This is a genomic window from Streptomyces sp. NPDC002309 (assembly GCF_053593375.1).
Map to the genome: position 1 here is coordinate 39224 of NZ_JBSFCI010000017.1, position 20484 is coordinate 59707.

Annotated in this window: 17 protein-coding genes and 2 pseudogenes; 11 read left to right on the forward strand and 8 right to left on the reverse strand. The window is 72.3% G+C overall.

What is annotated here, in order from left to right; translation table 11 throughout:
- Window positions 1–154 precede the first annotated feature (154 nt).
- The 4 genes from ACWCPM_RS16245 to ACWCPM_RS16260 all read left to right on the forward strand — a co-directional run bounded on the left by ACWCPM_RS16245 (window position 155) and on the right by ACWCPM_RS16260 (window position 2717).
- The gene (locus ACWCPM_RS16245) at window positions 155–547 is read left to right on the forward strand and encodes a phage holin family protein (protein ID WP_450976923.1); all 393 of its coding nucleotides are present in this window, start codon (window positions 155–157) and stop codon (window positions 545–547) included.
- Window positions 544–1140 carry a DUF3618 domain-containing protein gene (locus ACWCPM_RS16250; protein WP_450976822.1) on the forward strand — a complete coding sequence of 199 codons (597 nt, stop codon included), beginning with the start codon at window positions 544–546 and terminating at the stop codon, window positions 1138–1140. Before ACWCPM_RS16245 ends, ACWCPM_RS16250 begins: the two co-directional genes overlap by 4 nt.
- Before the next feature lie 175 nt (window positions 1141–1315).
- A complete protein-coding gene (locus tag ACWCPM_RS16255; protein WP_450976823.1) occupies window positions 1316–1927 on the forward strand; it encodes an ArsR/SmtB family transcription factor in 612 nt (203 codons plus the stop codon).
- Window positions 1928–1973: 46 nt separating this feature from the next.
- Window positions 1974–2717, forward strand: coding sequence for an SRPBCC family protein (locus ACWCPM_RS16260; protein ID WP_450976824.1), 744 nt, complete (start codon window positions 1974–1976; stop codon window positions 2715–2717).
- A gap of 16 nt (window positions 2718–2733) precedes the next feature.
- Here ACWCPM_RS16260 and ACWCPM_RS16265 read toward each other — a convergent pair whose 3' ends face one another.
- Window positions 2734–4560, reverse strand: coding sequence for an endonuclease/exonuclease/phosphatase family protein (locus tag ACWCPM_RS16265; protein WP_450976825.1), 1827 nt, complete (start codon window positions 4558–4560; stop codon window positions 2734–2736).
- Between the two features lie 307 nt (window positions 4561–4867).
- Between ACWCPM_RS16265 and ACWCPM_RS16270 the strand changes: the two genes are divergently transcribed.
- Window positions 4868–6289 (forward strand): hypothetical protein, encoded by a 1422-nt coding sequence (locus ACWCPM_RS16270; RefSeq protein ID WP_450976826.1) that lies wholly within the window; start codon window positions 4868–4870, stop codon window positions 6287–6289.
- Window positions 6290–6530: 241 nt separating this feature from the next.
- A complete protein-coding gene (locus tag ACWCPM_RS16275) occupies window positions 6531–7979 on the forward strand; it encodes an alkaline phosphatase PhoX (protein WP_450976827.1) in 1449 nt (482 codons plus the stop codon).
- A 283-nt stretch (window positions 7980–8262) separates the two neighbouring features.
- Here ACWCPM_RS16275 and tnpA (ACWCPM_RS16280) read toward each other — a convergent pair.
- Window positions 8263–8478: pseudogene (gene tnpA / locus ACWCPM_RS16280) on the reverse strand (IS200/IS605 family transposase); the annotation flags it as partial.
- Window positions 8479–8502: 24 nt separating this feature from the next.
- On the opposite strand from tnpA (ACWCPM_RS16280), the gene ACWCPM_RS16285 reads away from it, so the two are divergent.
- Window positions 8503–9783, forward strand: a complete 1281-nt coding sequence (locus ACWCPM_RS16285) for an RNA-guided endonuclease InsQ/TnpB family protein (RefSeq protein ID WP_450976828.1) — start codon at window positions 8503–8505, stop codon at window positions 9781–9783.
- A 288-nt stretch (window positions 9784–10071) separates the two neighbouring features.
- Window positions 10072–10644 (forward strand): TetR/AcrR family transcriptional regulator, encoded by a 573-nt coding sequence (locus tag ACWCPM_RS16290; RefSeq protein ID WP_450976829.1) that lies wholly within the window; start codon window positions 10072–10074, stop codon window positions 10642–10644.
- A 221-nt stretch (window positions 10645–10865) separates the two neighbouring features.
- Here the strand turns inward: ACWCPM_RS16290 and ACWCPM_RS16295 are convergent, their stop codons facing one another.
- The 3 genes from ACWCPM_RS16295 to ACWCPM_RS16305 form a co-directional block, all read right to left on the reverse strand.
- On the reverse strand, window positions 10866–12092 hold the full coding sequence (locus tag ACWCPM_RS16295) for a TerD family protein (RefSeq protein ID WP_450976830.1): 1227 nt from the start codon (window positions 12090–12092) through the stop codon (window positions 10866–10868).
- 64 nt (window positions 12093–12156) lie between these two features.
- Window positions 12157–12378, reverse strand: a complete 222-nt coding sequence (locus ACWCPM_RS16300) for a hypothetical protein (protein WP_450976831.1) — start codon at window positions 12376–12378, stop codon at window positions 12157–12159.
- Between the two features lie 161 nt (window positions 12379–12539).
- Entirely contained in the window at window positions 12540–13349 is an 810-nt protein-coding gene (locus ACWCPM_RS16305) for an NAD-dependent epimerase/dehydratase family protein (protein WP_450976832.1), read from the reverse strand.
- Between the two features lie 267 nt (window positions 13350–13616).
- Between ACWCPM_RS16305 and ACWCPM_RS16310 the strand changes: the two genes are divergently transcribed.
- Both ACWCPM_RS16310 and ACWCPM_RS16315 read left to right on the forward strand, forming a co-directional pair.
- Window positions 13617–14558: a 5-dehydro-4-deoxyglucarate dehydratase gene (locus tag ACWCPM_RS16310; protein ID WP_450976833.1), complete on the forward strand. Its 942-nt coding sequence runs from the start codon at window positions 13617–13619 to the stop codon at window positions 14556–14558.
- The gene (locus ACWCPM_RS16315) at window positions 14555–15775 is read left to right on the forward strand and encodes a hypothetical protein (protein WP_450976834.1); all 1221 of its coding nucleotides are present in this window, start codon (window positions 14555–14557) and stop codon (window positions 15773–15775) included. Before ACWCPM_RS16310 ends, ACWCPM_RS16315 begins: the two co-directional genes overlap by 4 nt.
- 127 nt (window positions 15776–15902) lie before the next feature.
- On the opposite strand, the pseudogene tnpA (ACWCPM_RS16320) reads toward ACWCPM_RS16315, so the two are convergent.
- The 3 genes and pseudogenes from tnpA (ACWCPM_RS16320) to ACWCPM_RS16330 form a co-directional block, all read right to left on the reverse strand.
- Window positions 15903–16271, reverse strand: a pseudogene (tnpA, locus tag ACWCPM_RS16320) (IS200/IS605 family transposase); the annotation flags it as partial.
- A 106-nt stretch (window positions 16272–16377) separates the two neighbouring features.
- Entirely contained in the window at window positions 16378–17829 is a 1452-nt protein-coding gene (locus ACWCPM_RS16325; RefSeq protein ID WP_450976835.1) for a peptidoglycan D,D-transpeptidase FtsI family protein, read from the reverse strand.
- 109 nt (window positions 17830–17938) lie between these two features.
- Complete coding sequence (locus ACWCPM_RS16330) at window positions 17939–18712, reverse strand: IclR family transcriptional regulator (RefSeq protein WP_450976836.1); 774 nt, start codon at window positions 18710–18712, stop codon at window positions 17939–17941.
- A gap of 150 nt (window positions 18713–18862) precedes the next feature.
- On the opposite strand from ACWCPM_RS16330, the gene ACWCPM_RS16335 reads away from it, so the two are divergent.
- Window positions 18863–20392, forward strand: a complete 1530-nt coding sequence (locus ACWCPM_RS16335; protein WP_450976837.1) for an aldehyde dehydrogenase (NADP(+)) — start codon at window positions 18863–18865, stop codon at window positions 20390–20392.
- Window positions 20393–20484: the final 92 nt, after the last annotated feature.

A 20484-nucleotide genomic window follows, 5' to 3' on the forward strand; every position in this document is an offset into this window, starting at 1 on the left:
TGTTGCAGGCCCGCCTCGACCGGTTCCCAAACCCTCTCGGCCGGCGGGGGGCGAGGACGTGGCGAAGGGGTAGGGGGAGGCGCTGCGGGTACCCGGGTGTTCCGGACCGAGAGGAGGCGGACACGCCGTGACCAGGATCCAGGACGCCAGACCCATGGCCGGGGAGCGCCACTCGGTGGGCGTACTCGTCGGCCAGGCGACCGAGCAGGTCTCCCAGCTCGTGCGGCAGGAGGTGAGCCTCGCCAAGGAGGAGCTGGCCGCGAAGGGTCGGCGCGCGGGCCGTGGTGGCGGGCTCCTCGGCGCCGCAGGTGCCGTCGCCTACGCCGGGCTGCTCGCTCTCGCCGCCACGGCCGCCGCCGCGCTCTCGCTGGCGCTGCCCGTCTGGGCCGCGGCGCTGATCGTCACGGGCGTGCTCTTCGCGCTCGCCGTGCTGCTGGCCGTGACCGGCCGCGCGCAGCTGCGCCGGGCGGGACCCCCCACGCCCGAGGTGGCCCTCGGGAGTGTCAGGGCCGATGTCGAGGTGATCAAGGAAAGGGTGCATCGATGACCGACAGGACGACGCCGGGCTCCGGCGCCAAGGGGCCCGACGAACTGCGCCGGCAGATCGAGCAGACCCGCGGCCAACTCGGCGACACCATCGAGGAGCTGGCGGCCAGGGCCGATGTGAAGGGGCGGGCCATGGCGCGCGCCGCCGACCTGAAGGACAAGGCCGGGGCGATGACCGTCCAGCTGCGCAGCACCGCGGCGCAGGCCGGCCACACCGTCCAGGGCAAGGCGGCCCGGGCGGGGCACGCCGTACAGGGCAGGGCCGTCGAGGCCACGCACACGATGCAGGGCAGGGCCGTCGAGGCCACGCACATGGTGCAGGGCAGGGCCGTCGAGGCCACGCACACGATGCAGGGCAGGGCCGTCGAGGCCACGCACACGGTCCAGGGCAGGGCCGCGCGGGCGAACGACGCGGTGCACGGCCGGGCGGTGAGGGCGACCGAGACCGTGGAGCACGCGGCCGTACCGCAGCCGGTGCGCACCCTCGCCCTCGCCGGGCTGCGGCACCCCGGGCCGGTTCTGGCGGCGGGCGTGGTGGCCGGTGCGCTGGTCGTCGCGGCGGCGGTGATGCGCCGGCGGCGCGGCGGACGGTAGGTGACCGCGGCGCCGGGTGGCGCCGCCCGGGTGCGGTGCGAGCGCGCAGGCCGGCCGGTGGAGACACCGGCCGGCCTGCGCCGTTTCACCGGCGGCCAGCCTGCCTCCTGTCACCGACCACACCGACAACTTCAGCAGTCTGGACAAAAAAAGTTTTCGGTGAGACGGTGGACCCATGCTGGACGTGACCGTGATCGAGGACCCCGAGGCCGCAGCCGTCTGTCTGGACCCCGTCCGGGCCGCGCTGCTCGCCCGGCTCGCCGACGGCCCCGCCTCGGCCGCGATGCTGGCCGGCCAGGTGGGGCTGCCCCGCCAGAAGGTGAACTACCACCTCAAGACGCTGGAGCGGCACGGCCTGGTCGAGCTCGCGGGAGAGCGCCGCAAGGGCAACGTCACCGAGCGGCTGATGCGGGCGACCGCCGCGTCGTACGTGATCTCGCCGCTCGCCCTGGCCGCGGTGCAGCCGGACCCGGACCGCTTCCGGGACCAGCTGTCCGCGCGCTGGCTTCTCGCGCTCGGCGCTCGGCTCGTGCGGGACGTCGGCACGCTGGTCACGGGTGCGACGAAGGCCCGCAAGCGGCTCGCGACGTACGCGCTGGACGGCGAGGTGCGGTTCGCCTCGGCCGCCGACCGGGCGGCGTTCGTCGAGGAGCTGACCGCGGGCGTGAGCGCGCTGATCCGGAAGTACGACGCCCCGGACGCCGAGGGCGGCCGGGACCACCGGATCGTCGTGGCCGTCCATCCCACGGTCAAGCCCCAGCAGGCCGCCCCGGAAATCGACAGTTAGCGCACCGCGGGCCCCGCCCGTGCCGCCGCCACTCAGGAGCCACACCATGTCCAAGGAATTCGAGATCGCCCGAGAGTTCGAGGTCGACGCCACGCCCGAGCAGGTGTGGGAGGCCGTCACCAGCGGCACCGGCGGCTGGCTGTGGCCGATGGAGGCGCCGGAGCCCCGCGAGGGCGGCAGGGGGCCCTTCGGCTCCGAGGTCGTCGTCTGGGACCCGCCGCACCGCTACGCCAACCGTGTCGAGGACGTCGAGGGGATCTCCGAGCAGACCCTCAACCAGCTCGACTACACCGTCGAACCCCGTGACGACGGGCGGCGGGCCTGGGTGCGGTACGTGCACAGCGGGATCTTCGTCGACGACTGGGACAACCAGTACGACGGCGCGAGCAAGCACACCGGGTTCTATCTGCACACCCTGCGCGAGTACCTCACGGCGTTCGGCGGCCGGCCGGTGACCGCCTTCGCCACCTTCGACGGGCCCGGGACCTCCGGCACGCCCGACGCCCTGGAGGCGGTCGGGCGGGCGCTCGGACTGACGGACGGCTCCGCCGTGGGCGGGCGGGTCCAGGTGCGCGGACCCGAGGGCCGGCTCCTCGACGCCGTCCTCGACTTCCGCGACCCGTACTTCATCGGCCTGCGCACCGACGACGCGCTGCTGCGCTTCTTCGGACGCAACCACTGGGGCCATGTCGTCGGCATGAGCGTGCACGACTTCGCCCCGGGCGCCGACGCCAAGGACGACGAGGCCGCCTGGCAGGGCTGGCTGAACGGCGTGTTCAGCCGGCCCTGACGAGGAGCGCGACCTGCTACGGGCGGAACCGCAGCACCTGCGGGTCGTGGTCGCTGATCTGGTCGTGGAACTCGGCGTTGATGTGCACGCTGTCGTACTCGAAGTCGCAGTCGCGCCGGATCGACGGGCTGATCAGGATCTGGTCCAGCGTCTGGCTGTTGCCCTGGTAGACGTACGAGTAACGTTCGCTCCTCGGCAGCGACTTGACCGCCGACCACAGCTCGCCCCGGCCTTCGAGCAGTTCCACGGTGTCGGAGAACTCGAAGTCGTTGATGTCGCCGAGCGTGACCACGTCCGCGTTCTTCTGGGTCTCCAGGACCTGCTTCACGAAGGTGTTCACCGCGGTCGCCTGAAGGTGGCGCTGGGTCTCCGAGCTCCGGGCCGGCGGCTGGTACTGCGAGGTCAGTGCCTGGTCGCCGCCCTTGGAGTTGAAGTGGTTGGCGATCACGAAGACCGTCTCGCCGCGGAAGACGAACTCGCCGGCCAGTGGCTTGCGGCTGTTCGTCCAGGCCGTGTCCGCCGGGTCGATCCGGCCGGGCGAGACGGTCAGCGCCGCCTTGCCGCGCACCTTCGTCACGCCCACCGCGGTCGTCGCGTCGCCGCCGGCGCGGTCCGTGAAGGACACTCGTTCGGGGTTGAACAGGAACGCCTGACGGATGTTGCCGCCCGGCTCGCCGCCGTCGGCGTTGTTCACCGGGTCCACCGAGCGCCACTCGTACGCCGGCCCGCCCGCGGCGACGATCGCGTCGATCAGCTTGCCCAGCGTCACGTCGGCGGCGACCGTGCCGTCGTTCGTGGCGCCGTTGTTGTCCTGGATCTCCTCCAGGGACACGATGTCGGGCGACTGCAGGTTGTTCACGATCGCGGCGGCGTGCGCGGCGAAGGTGGCGTCGGACGGGTCCAGGTTCTCGACGTTGTACGTCGCCACGGCCAGCTCGCCGCGCCGCTGCTCGCGGGTCGTCTCGCGCTCCAGGCGGCCCTGCTTCAGGGTGCCGAGCTCGTTCGCGACGAGGGTGTAGCCGCCGAACTGGTTGTAGTCCAGCGGGCCGGTCGTGGCGCCGGCGAGCACGTCGCCGACGTTCGCGTCCGGGAAGTCGGCGACCGCGCCGAGGGACTGGATCTGGAGCCGGCCGGTGTTCTGAGCGCCGTACGAGCCGTAGACGGCGCCGCCGTGCCGGCTGGTGTTCTCGCGCGGCTTGACGGTGACCCACAGCTCGGTGAACGGGTCGGTCGCGCCGACCACGCGCGTGTCGGTCACCCGGACGTTCATGCCCTCCAGGGACTCGTAGTGGTCCAGGGCGTACTTCGTCGGCCGCAGCGTCAGGCCATTGACGGAACCGTTCGCGGCGGTGTCGCCGGCCGGGGCGTACGCGTTCGGCACGGATCGCGCGTCGATCACCGTGGCGGCCGGCATCGGGTTGCCGCTGGACACGACGGTGACGGTCGCCCGGGTGATCTCGGTGAGCGCCTGGTTGCCCGAGGAGGCGCCGCCGGGCACGAACTCGGTGACCGTGCCCGACACGGTCACCGCGTCGCCGACGGCGACCTTGGGGGTGGAGCCGGTGAAGACGAAGACGCCCTCGCTGGTGGCCGGGTCGGCGTCGGCGGCGGTGTCCTGGATCCAGAAGCCGCGCGACGAGCCGTAGCCGCGGACGCCGGTGACGATCCCGGCCACGTCCGTGACCTGCTGTCCGGCGTAGGGAGACACCCGCGTGCTGCCCTGGATGTCGTGGATGCGCACCGCCTCGGCCCGCGCGGGCGAGGCGATGACGACGGTGGACGCCGCGGAGCAGACGGCGGCGACGGTCAGCGCGGCGAGGCGCGCGGAAGACTTGCTCGGCAAGGGGATCCCTCCGGGGACGTTCGTGGGCGCCAGGACGAGGACGGAGCGTGGAACGGTGGCGACGCGCAAAGCAGCCGGGGACGGTAGTGAACACTTGTCCGCCCAACTTCTACGCGCGTCAATTTCCTGTGCGGGCCCGGTACTTGTCAAGGTTCGGCCCATGTACGGCACCCGGCGGCGAGATGAACCGGGCGGCATGGGCCCAAATCCGTCTAGGCTGAGTGACCGAGTCGTACGACGGCTTCCGGCGGCCGTGCGACATGCAGAGTGACGTACGGCCTGCGAGTCGTCCTAGGAGATCCCCCCGATGTCAGACACCTCCTCCCTGCCGCCGGTGCGGCTGACCTCCGAAGCGGAACTGGCGCGGGACGCGCTGGCCACCCCGGTGCTGTCGCGGGCCGTGCGGCTCGCCCGCTGGGCCGGCCCCGCCACCCGTGTGGACGCCGGGGGCGGACTGGTCGACGAGCAGTTGCCGGACGCGGCCGAGGCGCTCGGGCTGAGCGGGGCCGACGCGGACGCGTCGGCGAGCGAGGCATGGCGGGTCGGCGTGGACACCGGGCTGATCGAGATCGTCGACGAGGAGGCCGGCACGGTCACCCAGGGTGAGGAGCTGGCGCGGATCACCGGCGGCTCCCCGCACGACATCCTCGCCGTCTGGCGGGGCGCCCTGGAGACGGTGCTCGCCGACGCGAGCGTTCCCGACCTCGACGACCTGCTCGGCGCGATGGACGCGGGCGGCCCGGTCGACCCCGCCGGCCTGGGCTGGGACCCCGAAGGGGAGGCCGCGTTCCTCGACGGTGTGCTCGGCAGCCTCTACCTGCTCACCGTCAGCGAGGACGGCCCCGGCCCCGCGGCCGTGCCGCTGCCCGCGCTGGCCGCCTCCGTGATCGCGCCCGGCGACCTGACCGAGCCCACCGACGACGTCCTGGAGCGGGTGTCCGACGCGATGATGCGGCTGGACGACCAGTTCCGGGTGCTGGAGCCGGTGGGGCTCGTGGAGTACCGGCCGGTCGACGAGGAGCTGATGGCCGACGCCGAGGAACCCGCCGCCGGCGACGACACGGACGTCTCCCGCTACGGCATGGTCCGGCTCACCCCGCTCGGTCTGTACGGGCTGCGGACACGCCTGCTGGAGGACGGCGTCGAGGCGCCCCTGGTGGGCGAGCTGGCCGACAAGGGCGCCGACGCGCTGCTCGACGGCACGGCCGGCTTCGGGCCGCGCGCCGCGCAGGCCGAGACCGAGCAGTGGCTGAACCGCCGCGAACCGCTCGCCGCCGCACGGGAGTTGCTCGCCGCCGCCCGGGGCGCGGACCCCGGCGCGCCGCTGCGCCGGCTGCGCTGCCAGCAGGCGCTGTCCCTCGTCGGCGCCGAGGCCGAACCCGCCCTGCGGGAGGTCCTGGACGACCCCGAGCTCGGCGGTCTCGCCCGGGTCTGGCTGACCGAGCACGGCTGCGCGGACGTACCCGCCCCGTCCGAGACGATGGTCTTCTGGCTCACCGTGGACACCCTGGCCGCGCAGCTCGCCGCGGAGGGCAACTCCGAGGAGCTGAACGCCCTCGTCGAAGGGCTCGCCGAGCAGCACGGCGGCTTCTTCGCTGCGGCCTGGAGGGTCGACCACCCGGCCACGGCCGACGTCCTGGAGGCGATGGGGCGTATCCACCCGGACAAGAGGATCGCCAAGGAGGCCCGCAAGTCCGCCTTCAAGGCCCGCTCCCAGCAAAGGGGTTGACCACGGCCCGCCTGAGGGGCGCCGAGGGGCGGGGGGAGGCCGTCCGGCGGGCCGGGGAGGCCGTCCGGACGGGTTCCGGTCGGTTCGCGTGGCCGGCCGGTGACGGTTCGTGCGGATTCACGGAAGCGGGCCCTGCGCAGTCGCCCGGTGTTCAAACGGCGTTCACCGCGGGGCGCCACCGTTGCGCCGACCCGAGGTCCGCCCCACCCCCCATGGCACTCCCCCCGTCACAGGAGACAGCATGTCGCTCACACGCAGGGACTTCGCCAGGACCACCGCGATCGCCGGAACCGGAGTCGTGCTCGCGGGCAGCGTGGGCGCCCTGTCCAGCGCGCCGGGCGCCCTCGCGTCCGCCGAGACGGAGACCACGGGCGAGGAGGGGTCCGCCGCCCGGCACGGCGGGGTCGGATACGGCCCGCTCCTGCCCGACCCGGAAGGCATCCTCGCCCTGCCGGCCGGCTTCTCCTACCGCGTCCTCACCCACGCGGGCCGGACCAGGCTGGACTCCGGCGAGTTCACTCCCGCCGACCACGACGGCACCGCCGCCTTCGCCGGGCCGCGCGGCACCACCCTCCTGGTCAACAACCACGAGATGGACGGCCCCCGCTCCGACTACGACCACCCCGTGCCGCTCGCCGAGGGCCTGGTCTACGACCCCGCGGCCCCCGGCGGCTGCACGGTGGTCGAGGTGCGCCCCGACGGCCGCGTCGCCGAGTGGGTCGGCATCGCCGGCACCGCCAACAACTGCGCCGGCGGCTCCACCCCCTGGGGCACCTGGCTGACCTGCGAGGAGAACTCCGACCGGGCCGGCGAGAACGGCATGACCAAGGACCACGGCTACGTCTTCGAGGTCGACCCGTGCGACCGGCGCGCCAACCGCGCGCCCAAGCCGCTGAAGTTCTTCGGCCGGTACGACCACGAGGCCGTCGTCATCGACCCCCGGCGCGGCCACGCCTACCTCACCGAGGACGCCGACGAGCCCAACGGCCTGTTCTACCGCTGGACCCCGCCGCGGGGATTCGAGTACGGCCCCCGCAAGTTCCGTACCCTGACCGACGACGCCGGTGTCCTCCAGGCCCCCAGGTGCTTCAACTCCGGCGGCCACTTCGTCGACGACCTCTCCCGCGCCACCAAGGTCGGCACCGTCTACGGCGTCGACTGGGTGGACGTCCCGGACCGCGACGCGCGGACGGTCCCCGTGCGCGAGCAGTTCGGCGAGGGCGACGTCACCCGCGCCCGCAAGCTGGAGGGCATGTGGTGGGGGGACGGCGGCGCGTACATCGTCTCCTCGTACGCCCGTGAGGAGAGCCCCGTCCAGCATGACGGCCAGGTCTGGTTCTACGACCCGAAGCGCCGCACCCTCACCCTCAAGGTGCTGCTCGGCGTCAACGCCGACCCTTCCGAGGACGGCGCCCTCGACGGCCCGGACAACATCACCGTCTCCCCGTACGGCGGCCTGATCATCGCGGAGGACGGCGAGGGGATCCAGCACCTGTTCGGCGCCACCGACAGCGGCCACACCTACCCGATCGCCCGCAACGACCTGAACATCGGCACCGAGGACGAGCCGGAATTCAGCGAGTTCACCGGTGTCACCTTCTCGCCCGACGGAAAGACCCTCTACGCCAACATCCAGGAACCGGGCATCATGCTCGCCGTCAACGGCCCCTGGAAGCGCCAGAAGCGGTGATTAATTCGCTCGCCGGGCTGTCACCGAGCCTCCTACAGTGAGATCACAACGTCACGCACCTCCCGGTGCGAAGGCGGCGGCTACTTCTTCTGTAAAAAGAACCGATGCCGCCGCCGGTTTGATCTCGGGAGGCGCAGCGACTTGGTGGGTGCCCGGTGCGCAGGCAACGGTTACTTCTTTCGGATCGGACGGTTGCGGGTTCGAGTCCCGTCATCGACTCAGGGTCGGTGTAGCTCAATCGGTAGAGCATCTGGCTAAGTCCGTCGCCGCCCTCTGACCTCGGGAGCAGGTGGACGTGGTCCTGTTCGCCGTTGAACTGTTTCAGCTCGGCCGCGAAGTCGGCGCAGACCTCCCGCGTGATCTCTTCGGTGCGGGTCGGCATGGCGTCGGTGAACGTGTTCCGTCGGTACTCGGTGACGAAAAGCACGTGAGCGTGCAGGTTGTGCACAATATGGCGACCGGTTCCGGCATTGGGGTGAGGGTGCCGGCGAGGTGACATGAACCAAGGCTATGCTCACGCTCCGTGAGTCAAGGCGTCCTGGTCAAGCGGCAGTTCGGGCACCGTGCCCGGCTTTCGCTGTCTCCTACGGGGGTTCGCGCGGCGGACGATCAGGCGCACGCGGCCCGCACCATGTGGAATCTCCTCCACGCGTGGTGGCGGATGATGCCGAAGGACAAGCGGACACTCGCGCATGCCGACGCCGCGATCCGTCAAGCCCGCAAGGACATCGACTTTCTGGCAGTCCTCCCCGCCCAGGCCGCGCAAGCAGTACTCAAAACGTACGTCCAGGCGTGGAAGAACTGCTGGGAGGGCCGCGCGGACGCCCCGAACTTCAAGGGCCGCCTGCGCACGGTGATGTCCGTGGACGTCCCGCAGGGCCGGGACCTGAACGTCACCCGCGTGCATCGACGCTGGGGCATGGTCAACATTCCCAAGGTGGGCCGGGTCCGCTTCCGGTGGACGAAAGACCTGCCCGTGGGCAAGCGTGCAGGCGCGGACAACCGGATCACCGGGGCGCGGCTGGTCAAGGACGCGCTCGGCTGGCACATCGCCTTCCGCGTCCAGACCATGGAGGCCAAGCCCGATCCCCACCAGGGGCCGGATGTCGGCATCGACATGGGCGTCACCGTGCCGATCGCCCTCTCGGACGGCGAGACGTACGAGCACGGCGAATGGCTGACCGGCAAGGAGAAGGCCAGGCTTTTGCACCTGGAGCAGCGCGCCGCGCAGCGTAAGCGGCACCGCAAGCCCGGCGAGCCGACCAGCCGTCGGCTGCACCGTACCTACGACCAGATCGCAGGACTCCGCGCGAAAGCCAAGCGCCGGGCCCTGGACTGGCAGCACCGGACGACCACCGCCATCGCCCGCACCTACGGCACCGTCGTGGTCGAAGCACTCACCATCCCGAACATGGTCAAGTCGGCCAGGGGAACCATCGAGGAGCCGGGAAAGAACGTCGCCCGGAAATCCGGGCTGAACCGCTCGATCAGCGGGGAGGCATGGGGCCGGACGGTCACCATGCTGACGTACAAGACCGCCCGGCGCGGCGGCACCCTGCACAAGGTCCCCGCCCCCGGCACCTCCAGGCGCTGCTCAGCGTGCGGTTTCACCACGCCCGGCAGCCGGGAGAGCCAGGCCGTGTTCGTGTGCAAGAACCCGGACTGCGGCTGGTCGGGCAACGCCGACCACAACGCAGCCCGGAACGTCCTGCACCTGTACCGGACGGGCCTCGCGCTCATCCCGGCTGCCGGGAGGGCAGTCGTCAGGCGCGCGAAGCGCGTCAAGCCCGCAACCGCAAGGTAAGCAGGAATCTCCCGGCCTTCAGCCGGGAGAGCACTTCAAACCTGGAACCTCGCCGGGTACCGGGCGGGCCACGGGCCGTCCGGGAGGGGGAACCGGCACACCTTCGGGGGGCTCTCGGACGCCGCGTTCCGGATGGTGCCCCTGCTGGAGGCCGCGCGGGACGCCGACTGGCCCTGGACTCCGGCCGGCTGAGGAGCGCGTATGCCCTGCCCCGCCCTGCCCCTGACCGGGGCGGGGCGGGGCGAAGTAGCATGCGGCGAGGGTCCGCGGTGTGCGAGGAGTTGCTGGATGACGCAGGTCAAGCCCATGCGCGCGGACGCCCGGCGCAACTACGAGCGGTTGCTGAAGGCGGCGGTGGAGGCGTTCGCCGAGCACGGCGAGGGCGCGTCGCTCGACGACATCGCCAAGCGGGCCGGGGTCGGCTCCGGCACGCTCTACCGTCACTTCCCGACACGTCAGGCGCTGCTGGAGGCCGCCTACCTGGACCGGATCGAGGCGCTGGCGCTGCGCGCCGACGAGATCGCGCGAGAGCTGCCGCCCGGCCGGGCCTTGGTGGAGTGGCTCGACGAACTGGGCGTGGGTGTGATCCAGGTGCGTGGCATGAAGTCACTGCTCGGCACGGCCGTCATGAGCGACGGCTCGGACGTGGCCACGGCCTGCGGAACCTGCCTCACGGCGGCCGCGGAACGGCTGGTGCGGGCGGCACAGGCGGAGGGGACCCTGCGCGAGGACGTCGAGCCGGTCGAGGTCCTGCGGCTGACGCACGGACTGGCCACGGCGTCGGAACTGGCGAACGACGAGGGCTCGGAGATCGGGCGCTATCTGTCCCTGCTGATGGAGGGCCTTCGGCCCGGGCCGTGAGACCTGGCCCGCCGGGACCGCACCGGGACCCCACCGCGCCGGGACGGCACCGGGACCCCACCGCACCGGGACGGCACCGGGACCCCACCGCGCCGGGACGGCACCGGGACCCCACCGCACCGGGACGGCACCGAGACCGGACGCCGGACGCGGTGACCGGTGAGCGCCGACGGGCGTCGGCGGGCGCCGGATTCGGTCGGCGCCCGCCGCCGGCCGGGGGCTCAGAGTGCCTGAGCCGCCGGCTTGACCATGTTGCGGACCGTGCGGGCCTTGACGAAGTCGCCCATGGCCGTCATCTCCCACTCGCCCGAGAACTGGCGGATCAGCTTGGCCATCAGCACGCCGGTCTGCGGCTCGGCGCTGGTGAGGTCGAAGCGGACCAGTTCCTCGCCGCTGGCGGCGTCGATCAGCCGGCAGTACGCCTTCGCGACCTCGGTGAACTTCTGGCCGGAGAAGGAGTTGACCGTGAAGACCAGGCCGGTCACCTCCTGCGGGAGCCGGCCGAGGTCGACCGCGATGACCTCGTCGTCGCCGCCGCCCTCACCGGTCAGGTTGTCGCCGGAATGCTTGATCGCGCCGCCGACGATCTGGAGCTTGCCGAAGTAGCAGCTGTCGATGTGGTTGCGCTGCGGGCCGTACGCGATGACCGAGGCGTCCAGGTCGATGTCCCGGCCGCGGTAGGCAGGCTCCCAGCCGAGACCCATCTTGACCTGGGAGAGCAGCGGGCGACCGCCCTTGACCAGGGACACCGTCTGGTTCTTCTGGAGGCTGACCCGGCCCTTGTCGAGGTTGATCTTCCCGGCGCCGGGGGCGGGGGCCGGCGGGGCGGCCGGGGGCGCGGGGGGCACCGGCGGCGTGGCGATGCGGGGGTCCATGACCGGGGCGGGCGGGGCCACCGGCGGCTGCACCGGGGCGGGGGCCGGCGGGGCGACCGGCTGGGCCGGGGCGGCGGCCGGCTCCTCCACCGAGACGCCGAAGTCCGTGGCGATGCCGGCCAGGCCGTCGGCATAGCCCTGGCCCACCGCGCGGGCCTTCCAGGCGCCGTTGCGCAGGTAGACCTCCACGACCACGAGGGCCGTCTCGTTGCCGAGCTGCGGGGGCGTGAACGTTGCCAGGACACTGTTGTCGTCGGCGTTGCGGATCGTGGCCGTCGGTTCGACGCCCTGGAAGGTCTGGCCCGCGGCGTCCGGGCTCGCGGTGACGACGATCTTCTCGATGCCCGGGGGGACGGCGGTGGTGTCGATCGTGATGGCGTCGGGTGCCGAGCCGCCGCCGGAGCGGTAGGCCACGCCCGGGCCGGTGGGCTGGTTGTAGAAGATGAAGTCGTCGTCGGAGCGCACCTTGCCGTCGGCGGTGAGCAGCAGGCCCGATACGTCGAGCCGCACCGGAGCGGCGACGTCCACCGTGACGCGGGCGGCGGAGAGCGGGATGTTCGAGCCTGGGGTCATAACTGTCATGACCCGAGAACGACCGGGGTCGCTTTGCCGTTCCCTTACTGTGCGGCTGATCGGGTCAGCGGCGGTTGCGGGGGTGCAGGCGCGCGGTGCGCTCGTTGCCGCGCCGGTAGTTTCCCGTCCAGCGGGCCATGACCAGCTGGGGGTCACCGGCGTCGACCTCGGTGAGGAACCGGGCGGCGCGCGGGCCGCGCAGGGTGGCCGCGGCGCGTCCGTGGTGGGTGACGACGACCGTGCCGTCGGTGTGGACGTCGTAGTGGAACCCGTGCGGCTGGGGCATGGGCGCCAGGGTAGGGCCCGGCCGGTCCCCGGGCCCACCGGATTTCGCACCCCGGCTTCCGTCCCGTTCCCCGCCGTCCACCCCGTTTTCTATCTGTCCGCCCCGTTCCTCGCCGTCCACCCCGTTTCCTGCCCGGCCGCCCCGTGACGGTCGAGATCCCGTCAGTACGGCCAGATCGGCGGGTCGGTCACGAAGTGGCCGCCCAGGTACGCGTGCGCCTCGTTGCCGGGTTCCAGCTCGCCCTGTTCGGCGACGAGCTTCTCGGCGTAGGGCTCGGAGTCGTCCCGCGGTTCGTAGCCGAGCGCCCGCGCGGTGGAGAGGTCCCACCACAGACGGGTGTTCGCGGAGGAGCCGTAGACGAGGGTGTGCCCGACGTGCTCGGCGGTCAGGGCGGCGTGGAAGAGGCGGGCGCCGTCGGCCGGGCTCATCCACACCGACAGCATGCGCACGCTGGTCGGTTCCGGGAAGCAGGAGCCGATGCGCACGGAGACGGTCTCGATGCCGTGCTTGTCCCAGTAGAGCTGCGCGAGGTCCTCGCCGAAGGACTTGGACAGGCCGTAGAAGGTGTCCGGGCGGCGCGGGGTGTCGATCGGGACGAGCGGGTCGTCGCCCTGGGGGCGCGGGGTGTAGCCGACGGCGTGGTTGGAGGAGGCGAGGACGACACGCGGGACGCCCTCCTCGCGGGCCGCCTCGTACAGGTGGTAGGTGCCTTCGATGTTCGCCTTGAGGATCTTCTCGAAGGGGGCTTCCAGGGAGATGCCCGCGAGATGGACGATCGCGTCGACGCCCCGGACGGCCTCGCGCAGGGCGGACCGGTCGGCCAGGTCCGCCGTGATCGCCTCCGGCGCGCCCTCGACGGGACGCAGGTCCAGCAGGCGGAGCGTGTACCCGTACGCCGGGAGCAGGTCCCGCATCAGGGTGCCGAGCCCGCCGGCGGCGCCGGTGAGCAGAACGGTGCGGGGAGCGGGCATCCTCGGGTCTCCTTGCGGGTCTCCAGGAACGGGCGGGCGGCCGTGTCCCTGCATGGACGTGCCCACCGATGGCCGTATCCATGCACGGAATTCACATGTGTGGACACGCTAGGGAGTCCGACCAATGACCGTCAAGGGGCGCGCGGAGGCAGGGAATCCGCTGGTGCATCGAGGGTTGGCCTGCTTGACCCCCCACAGGTCGCCGCCTTAGCGTGGGCATGTTCAGGAATGTGGACGCGAAACATGAATATGGACCTTGGAGAGCCTGTGACGCCAGCTCCGCTCGCCGCCCGCCTCAGCGTGCCCAGCGGGCCGCTGTTCTTTCCGGTCACCGCCTACGGACCCGATGGTTCCCTGCACCTCGACGCCTTCCGAGCCCATGTCCGCCGGGGGGTCGAGGCCGGTGCCGCCGCCGTCTTCGCCTGCTGCGGCACCGGGGAGTTCCACGCGCTGACACCTGAGGAGTTCGAGACCTGCGTCCGGGCGGCGGTGGAGGAGACGGCGGGACGCGTGCCGGTGGTCGCCGGCGCCGGATACGGCACCGCGCTCGCCGTGCGCTACGCCCGGACCGCCGAACGCGCCGGGGCGGACGGGCTGCTCGCCATGCCGCCGTACCTCGTCGTCGCCGGGCAGGAGGGCCTGCTGCGGCACTATCGCGAACTCGCCTCGGCCACCGCCCTCCCGGTCGTCGTGTACCAGCGCGACAACGCCGTCTTCACCCCGGAGACGGTCGTCGAACTCGCCCGCACGGACGGGATCATCGGCCTGAAGGACGGCCTCGGCGACCTGGACCTGATGCAGCGGATAGTGAGCGCCGTACGCACCGAGGCCGCGGGTGACTTCCTCTACTTCAACGGTCTGCCCACCGCCGAGCAGACCCAGCTCGCCTACCGCGCGGTCGGCGTCCCGCTCTACTCCTCGGCCGTTTTCTGCTTCGCCCCGGAGATCGCGCTCGCCTTCCACGCGGCGCTCGCCTCGGGCGACGACGGCACCGTCCACCGCCTGCTCGACGGCTTCTACCGGCCGTTCGTCGAACTGCGCGCGCGGGGCCGCGGATACGCCGTCTCCCTCGTGAAGGCCGGCGTGCGGCTGCGCGGGCTCGACGTGGGCGAGGTACGGCCCCCGCTGCACGAGCCGGGCGAGGACCACGTCAAGCAGCTCGCCCAGGTGATCGAGCGGGGCCACGCGCTGCTGGAGGAGGGCCGGTGAAGGCGTCGGCCTTCGTCTACCCCTGGGACGTCAACGGGGACCCGCGGGCCCCGGACCGGATCGCCGTGCTCGGCGTGGAGCAGGTCACGCTCGCCGCCGCCTACCACTCCACGCGCGCCCTGACACCCCGCCACCCCCGCCACCGCGTCGTCACCGCCGCGCACGCCGCGGTGCTCTACCCGGCGGACGAGGCCCGCTGGGAGGGCCGCGCCCTGCGCCCCCACCCGGCCGGCGACTGGGCGCCGGGCGACGCGTACGGCGAGGCGGCGGCCGCCCTCGCGCGGGCCGGCCTGGAGGTGCACACCTGGGTGGTGCTCGCGCACAACTCCCGGCTGGGCGCCGAGCATCCGGACACCTCCGTCGTCAACGCCTACGGCGACCGCTACCCCTGGGCGCCCTGCGTCGCCCAGCCCGCCACGCGCGCGTACCTCGTGGAGCTGGCCGCCGAGGCCGCCGTACGGCCCGGCGCGCGCGGCACCGAGCTGGAGTCCCTCGGCTGGTACGGCCTCGCCCATCTGCACGCCCACGACAAGATCGCGGGCGTCGCCCTCGGGGACGCCGGCCAGTACCTGATGTCGCTGTGCTTCTGCCCCTCCTGCCGGGCGGGCTACGCCGCGCGGGGCGTCGACCCCGACCGGCTGGCGGACGCCGTACGCGGCGCGCTGGAGCCGGTGTGGCGGGGCGCGCCGTCGGACGGCGGCTGGGCGGGCGTCGAAAAGCTGCTCGGCGAGAACCTGGCGACCGCCACGCGCGCGTGGCGCGACGACACGGCACGCACCCTCCAGGAGGCGGCGGTCGCCGCGGTCCGCGCCGCCGCGCCCGAGGGCTTCCAGGTCCTCCTGCACGCCCATCCGGTGTCGTACCACTGCGGTGCCGACGCGGGCGTCGACCCGGCGCACATCCTGTCCGTGGCGGACGGTGTCGTCGTGCCGTGCACGAGGGGGGCCGGCCTGCTCACGCCGTTCGCCGAGCGGGCCCCCGGGGGTGCCGTGCTCGCCGCCAACCTCACCGTGGTCTCCGGGATGGGCGGGCGCCCCGGCACCCTGGCCGAGGACGCCGCACGCGCGCGTTCCCTCGGGGCGACGGAACTGCGGCTGTATCACGCCGGGTTGGCGTCGGACGCCGACCTCGCCGCGGTGCGGGCGGCGCTGAGGTCACGCAGATCGACCGGGACCGCTACGAGATCGCCGTCCCGGCGTTCCTCACCATCGTCGTGATGCCGTTCACTACCTCTGATCTTGGCCAGTGCTCGGCCCTTCAGGGCGGGGGTGAAGGCCGTCCTTGGCCCGGAGGCGTGGAGCGCCGGCGTGCTCTGCGTTTGAGGGGTGACGGTCGGACGGGACGCTGCTGGTTTTCGATGTACTGCTTGACGACGGTCGGGGGCGCCCCGTCGCATGATCCTGCTAAGTAGGAGCCGGACCGGAAGTGTCCGTCCCACAGGTTCCGGTGGACGTGGCTGTCGTACTCCTGGCGGAGTCTGCGGGACTTGACGCCCTTGAGGGAGTTGACCGGTTTGGGGAGCTGGACCTTGGGCGGGTGGTGCACGGGCAGGTGGACGTGGTCCTGTTCGCCGTTGAACTGTTTCAGTTCGGCCGCGAAGTCGGCGCAGACCTCCCGTGTGATCTCTTCGGTGCGGGTCGGCATGGCGTCGGTGAACGTGTTCCGTCGGTACTCGGTGACGAAAAGCACGTGAGCGTGCAGGTTGTAGGCAATATGGCGACCGGTTCCGGCGTCGGGGTGAGGGTGCCGGCGAGGGGGCGACCCTGAGGGGCCGCCCCCTGGCTGGTGTAGCGGGAATCGCCGGTCTCGCGTCGGGCGATTACCGCAGCGCGGCCTCCATCACGGCCTTGGCCACCGGCGCGGCCAGTCCGTTGCCGCTGACCTCCGAGCGCTCCGCGTCCGACTGCTCCACCACCACCGCCACGGCGACCTCCTTGTCCGAGGTGTCGGACTCGGCGTACGAGGTGAACCAGGCGTACGGCGTGCTGCTGTTGTTCTCGCCGTGCTGGGCCGTGCCCGTCTTGCCGCCGACGGTGGCGCCGGGGATCCGCGCGTTCGTCCCCGTGCCCTCCTCGACGACCGTCCGCATCGCCGACCGCAACTGCTCGGCCGTCTCCGGGCTGACGACCTCCGTACTGGAGGCGTTGTCGTCGTAGTCCTCCAGCACGTCGCCGCTGTGGTCGGTGATCTTCGAGACCATGTGCGGCTCGACCAGTTCGCCGCCGTTGGCCAGCGCGGCGGAGACCATGGCGATCTGGAGCGGCGTCGCGGTCACGTCGAACTGGCCGATGCCGGACAGCGCGGTCTGCGCCTTGTCCATGTCCTTCGGGTAGACGCTCTCGTACGCGCGCACGGGCACGTCCTGCTCGCCGTCGTTGAAGCCGAACCTCTCCGCCATCTCCCGGACCTTGTCCTGGCCCAGGTCGACGGCCATCTTGCCGAAGACGTTGTTGCAGGAGTACTGGAGCGCCACCCTGATCGACGCGTCCTCGCACGGCGCGTTCCGGTTCTCGTTGGTGAGGTCGCGCGTGGACTGCGGCAGCGGGTACGGGTCGGGGCTCTTCGTCCTCTCGTCCACCGAGGAGTACAGCCCGTCCTCCAGCGCGGCCGCCGCCACGACCAGCTTGAAGGTGGAGCCGGGCGGCAGCGGCCGGCGCAGCGCCCGGTTGGTCATCGGCTTGTCCTCATCGTCCTCGGTGAGCCGCGCCCAGGCCTCCGGGTTGCCCGTGGTGATCTCCGACGGGTCGTACGACGGGGTGGAGACGACGGCCAGGAGCCTTCCCGTCCCCGGGTCGATCGCGACGGCGGCGCCCTTCTTGTCGCCGAGCGCCTCGTAGGCCGCCCGCTGGACGTCCGGGTCGATCGTCGTGATCACGTCACCGGGGTCGGCGCGTTTGCCGGTGACCGTGCCCAGCACGCTCTTCAGCCGGGTGTCGGTGCCGTCCAGCAGGTCCTGGTAGACGCCCTCCAGCTGGGTGGCGCCGTACACCTGCGAGCTGTAGCCGGTCACGGCCGCGTAGAGCGCGCCGTCCTTGTACGTCCGCTTGTATCTGAGGTCGCCGCTCGTCGTCCGGGCCGAGCCGGTCACCGATTCGCCGGCCACGACGATGTCGCCGAGCGGCGCGCTGTACAGCTCGATCGCGTTCCGCCGGTTGTCCTTGTCGTCCGCGAGTGCCTGGCCGTCGTAGAACTGCACCCAGGTGGCCCTGACCAGCAGGACCAGCACCAGGAGCAGAGTGAAGACCGCCGCCCGCCTGATCGTCTTGTTCATCCCACTGGTGGAGACGAACGGAACCGGCCGGAACGTTCCCTTGCGTCCGTTTTCTCATCCGCTCCTCAGGAAACCGGCCCGCCCCGCGCGGGCACCGCTCGCGCCGCGGTCACAGCCTCCGCGTGGCGAGCGTGAGGCGGTCGCGGGCGTCGAACAGGGCGTCCTTCACCATCTGCTCGTGCGCGGGGGTGAGCCGGGCCACCGGGATGGAGCAGCTGATGGCGTCGCGGGCCGGGGTCCGGTAGGGGATCGCCACGCCGAAGCAGCGCAGGCCGAGGGTGTTCTCCTCACGGTCGACCGCGTACCCCTGCTCCCGCACCTGGTGCAGCTCCTCGATGAGCTTCTCCCGGTCGGTGAGGGTGTGCTCGGTCAGCGCCGGCAGGGTCTCCGGCAGCAGCTTGCGCACCTGCTCGTCGGAGAAGGTGCTGAGCAGCACCTTGCCCAGCGAGGTGGAGTGCGCGGGCAGCCGGCGGCCGACGCGGGTGAAAGGGCGCAGGTAGTGCTGCGACTGGCGGGTGGCGAGGTAGACGACGTTGGTGCCGTCCAGGCGGGCCAGGTGGATGGTCTCCGTCGTGTCGTCCGACAGCCGGTCCAGGGTCGGCCGGGCCACCGCGACCACCTCGTCGCCGTCGATGTAGGACGTGCCGACGAGCAGCGCCCGGACGCCGATGCCGTACCGCGTGCCCGTGGCGTCCGTCTCCACCCAGCCGAGCTCGACGAGGGTGCGCAGCAACATGTAGAGGCTCGACTTGGGGTACCCGACGGCCTCCTGCACGGCGGCCAGCGAGTGCATACCGGGACTGCCCGCGAAGTACTCGAGCAGTTCCACCGTCCGCACCGCGGACTTGACCTGAGCCCCGCCGCCTGTCTCGGCTGCCGACATCGCCCTTGACCCCTTCGTTCGACGGGAAACCGGAGATATAGTCTCCATCATATTCACGGACGGAGACGATGTTCAGTATATCGAACAGCGCTGGTCAGTGACGTGTGAGTGACGTACGTACTGCGGCAGGACATCTGGGAGGGACCCGCGGTGGCAGCAGCACCAGTCTGGAGTGTCGACCCCCGTACCGGGAAGCAGCGGGAACAGGTTGCGGTGGAGGCCACGGCCCAGGAGGTGGACACCACCGTCCGTGCCGCCCACGCCGCCCGCGGCGCCCTCGCCGACCGTGCCGTCCGCGCGGCCTTCCTGCGCACCGCCGCGGACCAGCTGGAAGCGGCCCGGGACGGGCTCGTGGAGACCGCCGACGCCGAGACCGCGCTCGGCCCCGTCCGGCTGACCGGTGAACTCGCCCGCACGTGCTACCAGTTGCGGGCCTTCGCCGGCATCGTCGACGAGGGTGCCTTCCTGGACGTCGTCATCGACCACCCCGACGACACCGCGACCCCGCCCGTCCCCGACCTGCGCCGCCACAAGGTCCCACTGGGCGTCGTCGCCGTCTACGCCGCCTCCAACTTCCCCTTCGCCTTCTCCGTCGCCGGCGGTGACACCGCCAGCGCCCTCGCGGCTGGCTGCCCCGTCGTCGTCAAGGCGCACCCCGACCACCCCGGCCTGTCCGAGCTGGTCGCCAAGGTGCTGCGCCGCGCCGCCCGGGAGCACGGCGTCCCCGACGGCGTGCTGGGCCTCGTGCACGGCTTCGGGGCGGGAGTGGAGCTGATCGGGCACCCGCTGGTCGCGGCGACCGGGTTCACCGGCTCGGTGCGCGGCGGGCGCGCCCTGTTCGACGCGGCGGCGGCCCGCCCCGTCCCGATCCCCTTCCACGGCGAGCTGGGCTCCCTGAACCCGGTGCTGGTCACCGAGGCGGCGGCCGAGGAACGCGCCGAGCAGATCGGCGGGGGGCTCGCGGGCTCGATGACGCTGGGCGTCGGGCAGTTCTGCGTGAAGCCGGGGCTGGTGCTGGCGCCGTCCGGCGCCGCGGGGGACCGGCTGGTGAAGTCCCTGACGGACGCCGTCAGCGACACCGAGGCGGGCGTCCTGCTCGACCGCCGCATGCGGGACGATTTCGTCGCCGGCGTCGCCGAGCGGACCGCGCTCGACGGCGTCGAGTCGCCCGTGACGCCGGGCGCGGGCGGTGAGCACACGGTCAGCGCGGGCTTCCTGACGGTGCCGGCGCGGAGGCTGGCGCACGAGGGGGCGCACGACCTGCTCCTGGAGGAGTGCTTCGGGCCGGTCACGGTCGTCGTCCGCTACGAGGACGAGGACGAGGCGACGGCCGTGCTCTCCCGGCTGCCGGGCAACCTCACGGCGACGGTGCACCTGTCGGCGGAGGAGGCCGCGGGGCGGGGCCGCGGGCCGGAGCTGCTCGCGGAGCTGACGCCGCTCGCGGGGCGGGTGCTGGTGAACGGCTGGCCGACCGGGGTCGCCGTGGCGCCGGCCCAGCACCACGGCGGGCCCTACCCGGCCACGACCTCGACGTCCACCTCGGTGGGCGGTACGGCGATCGAGCGGTGGCTGCGGCCGGTCGTGTACCAGGGGGCGCCCGAGGCCCTGCTGCCGCCCGAGCTGCGCGACGGGAATCCGCTGGGACTGCCGCGGCGGTTCAACGGCCGTCTGGAGCACTGAGGGAGGAAGGTCCCCGGTTGGCGAGGGCCCTGCGCCACAGGACGCGGGGCGCCTCGCCGGGTCGGTCCGGTCGAGCGCCGGCCTCACGCGGG

What these genes read in the sequence shown, in the direction of transcription:
- ACWCPM_RS16245 (WP_450976923.1), top strand. Translation starts at nt 155, where the DNA reads ATGGCCGGGGAGCGCCACTCGGTGGGCGTACTCGTCGGCCAGGCGACC.
- ACWCPM_RS16250 (WP_450976822.1), top strand. Translation starts at nt 544, where the DNA reads ATGACCGACAGGACGACGCCGGGCTCCGGCGCCAAGGGGCCCGACGAA.
- ACWCPM_RS16255 (WP_450976823.1), top strand. Translation starts at nt 1,316, where the DNA reads ATGCTGGACGTGACCGTGATCGAGGACCCCGAGGCCGCAGCCGTCTGT.
- ACWCPM_RS16260 (WP_450976824.1), top strand. Translation starts at nt 1,974, where the DNA reads ATGTCCAAGGAATTCGAGATCGCCCGAGAGTTCGAGGTCGACGCCACG.
- ACWCPM_RS16270 (WP_450976826.1), top strand. Translation starts at nt 4,868, where the DNA reads ATGTCAGACACCTCCTCCCTGCCGCCGGTGCGGCTGACCTCCGAAGCG.
- ACWCPM_RS16275 (WP_450976827.1), top strand. Translation starts at nt 6,531, where the DNA reads ATGTCGCTCACACGCAGGGACTTCGCCAGGACCACCGCGATCGCCGGA.
- ACWCPM_RS16290 (WP_450976829.1), top strand. Translation starts at nt 10,072, where the DNA reads ATGACGCAGGTCAAGCCCATGCGCGCGGACGCCCGGCGCAACTACGAG.
- ACWCPM_RS16295 (WP_450976830.1), bottom strand. Translation starts at nt 12,092, where the DNA reads ATGACCCCAGGCTCGAACATCCCGCTCTCCGCCGCCCGCGTCACGGTG.
- ACWCPM_RS16300 (WP_450976831.1), bottom strand. Translation starts at nt 12,378, where the DNA reads ATGCCCCAGCCGCACGGGTTCCACTACGACGTCCACACCGACGGCACG.
- ACWCPM_RS16305 (WP_450976832.1), bottom strand. Translation starts at nt 13,349, where the DNA reads ATGCCCGCTCCCCGCACCGTTCTGCTCACCGGCGCCGCCGGCGGGCTC.
- ACWCPM_RS16325 (WP_450976835.1), bottom strand. Translation starts at nt 17,829, where the DNA reads ATGAACAAGACGATCAGGCGGGCGGCGGTCTTCACTCTGCTCCTGGTG.
- ACWCPM_RS16330 (WP_450976836.1), bottom strand. Translation starts at nt 18,712, where the DNA reads ATGTCGGCAGCCGAGACAGGCGGCGGGGCTCAGGTCAAGTCCGCGGTG.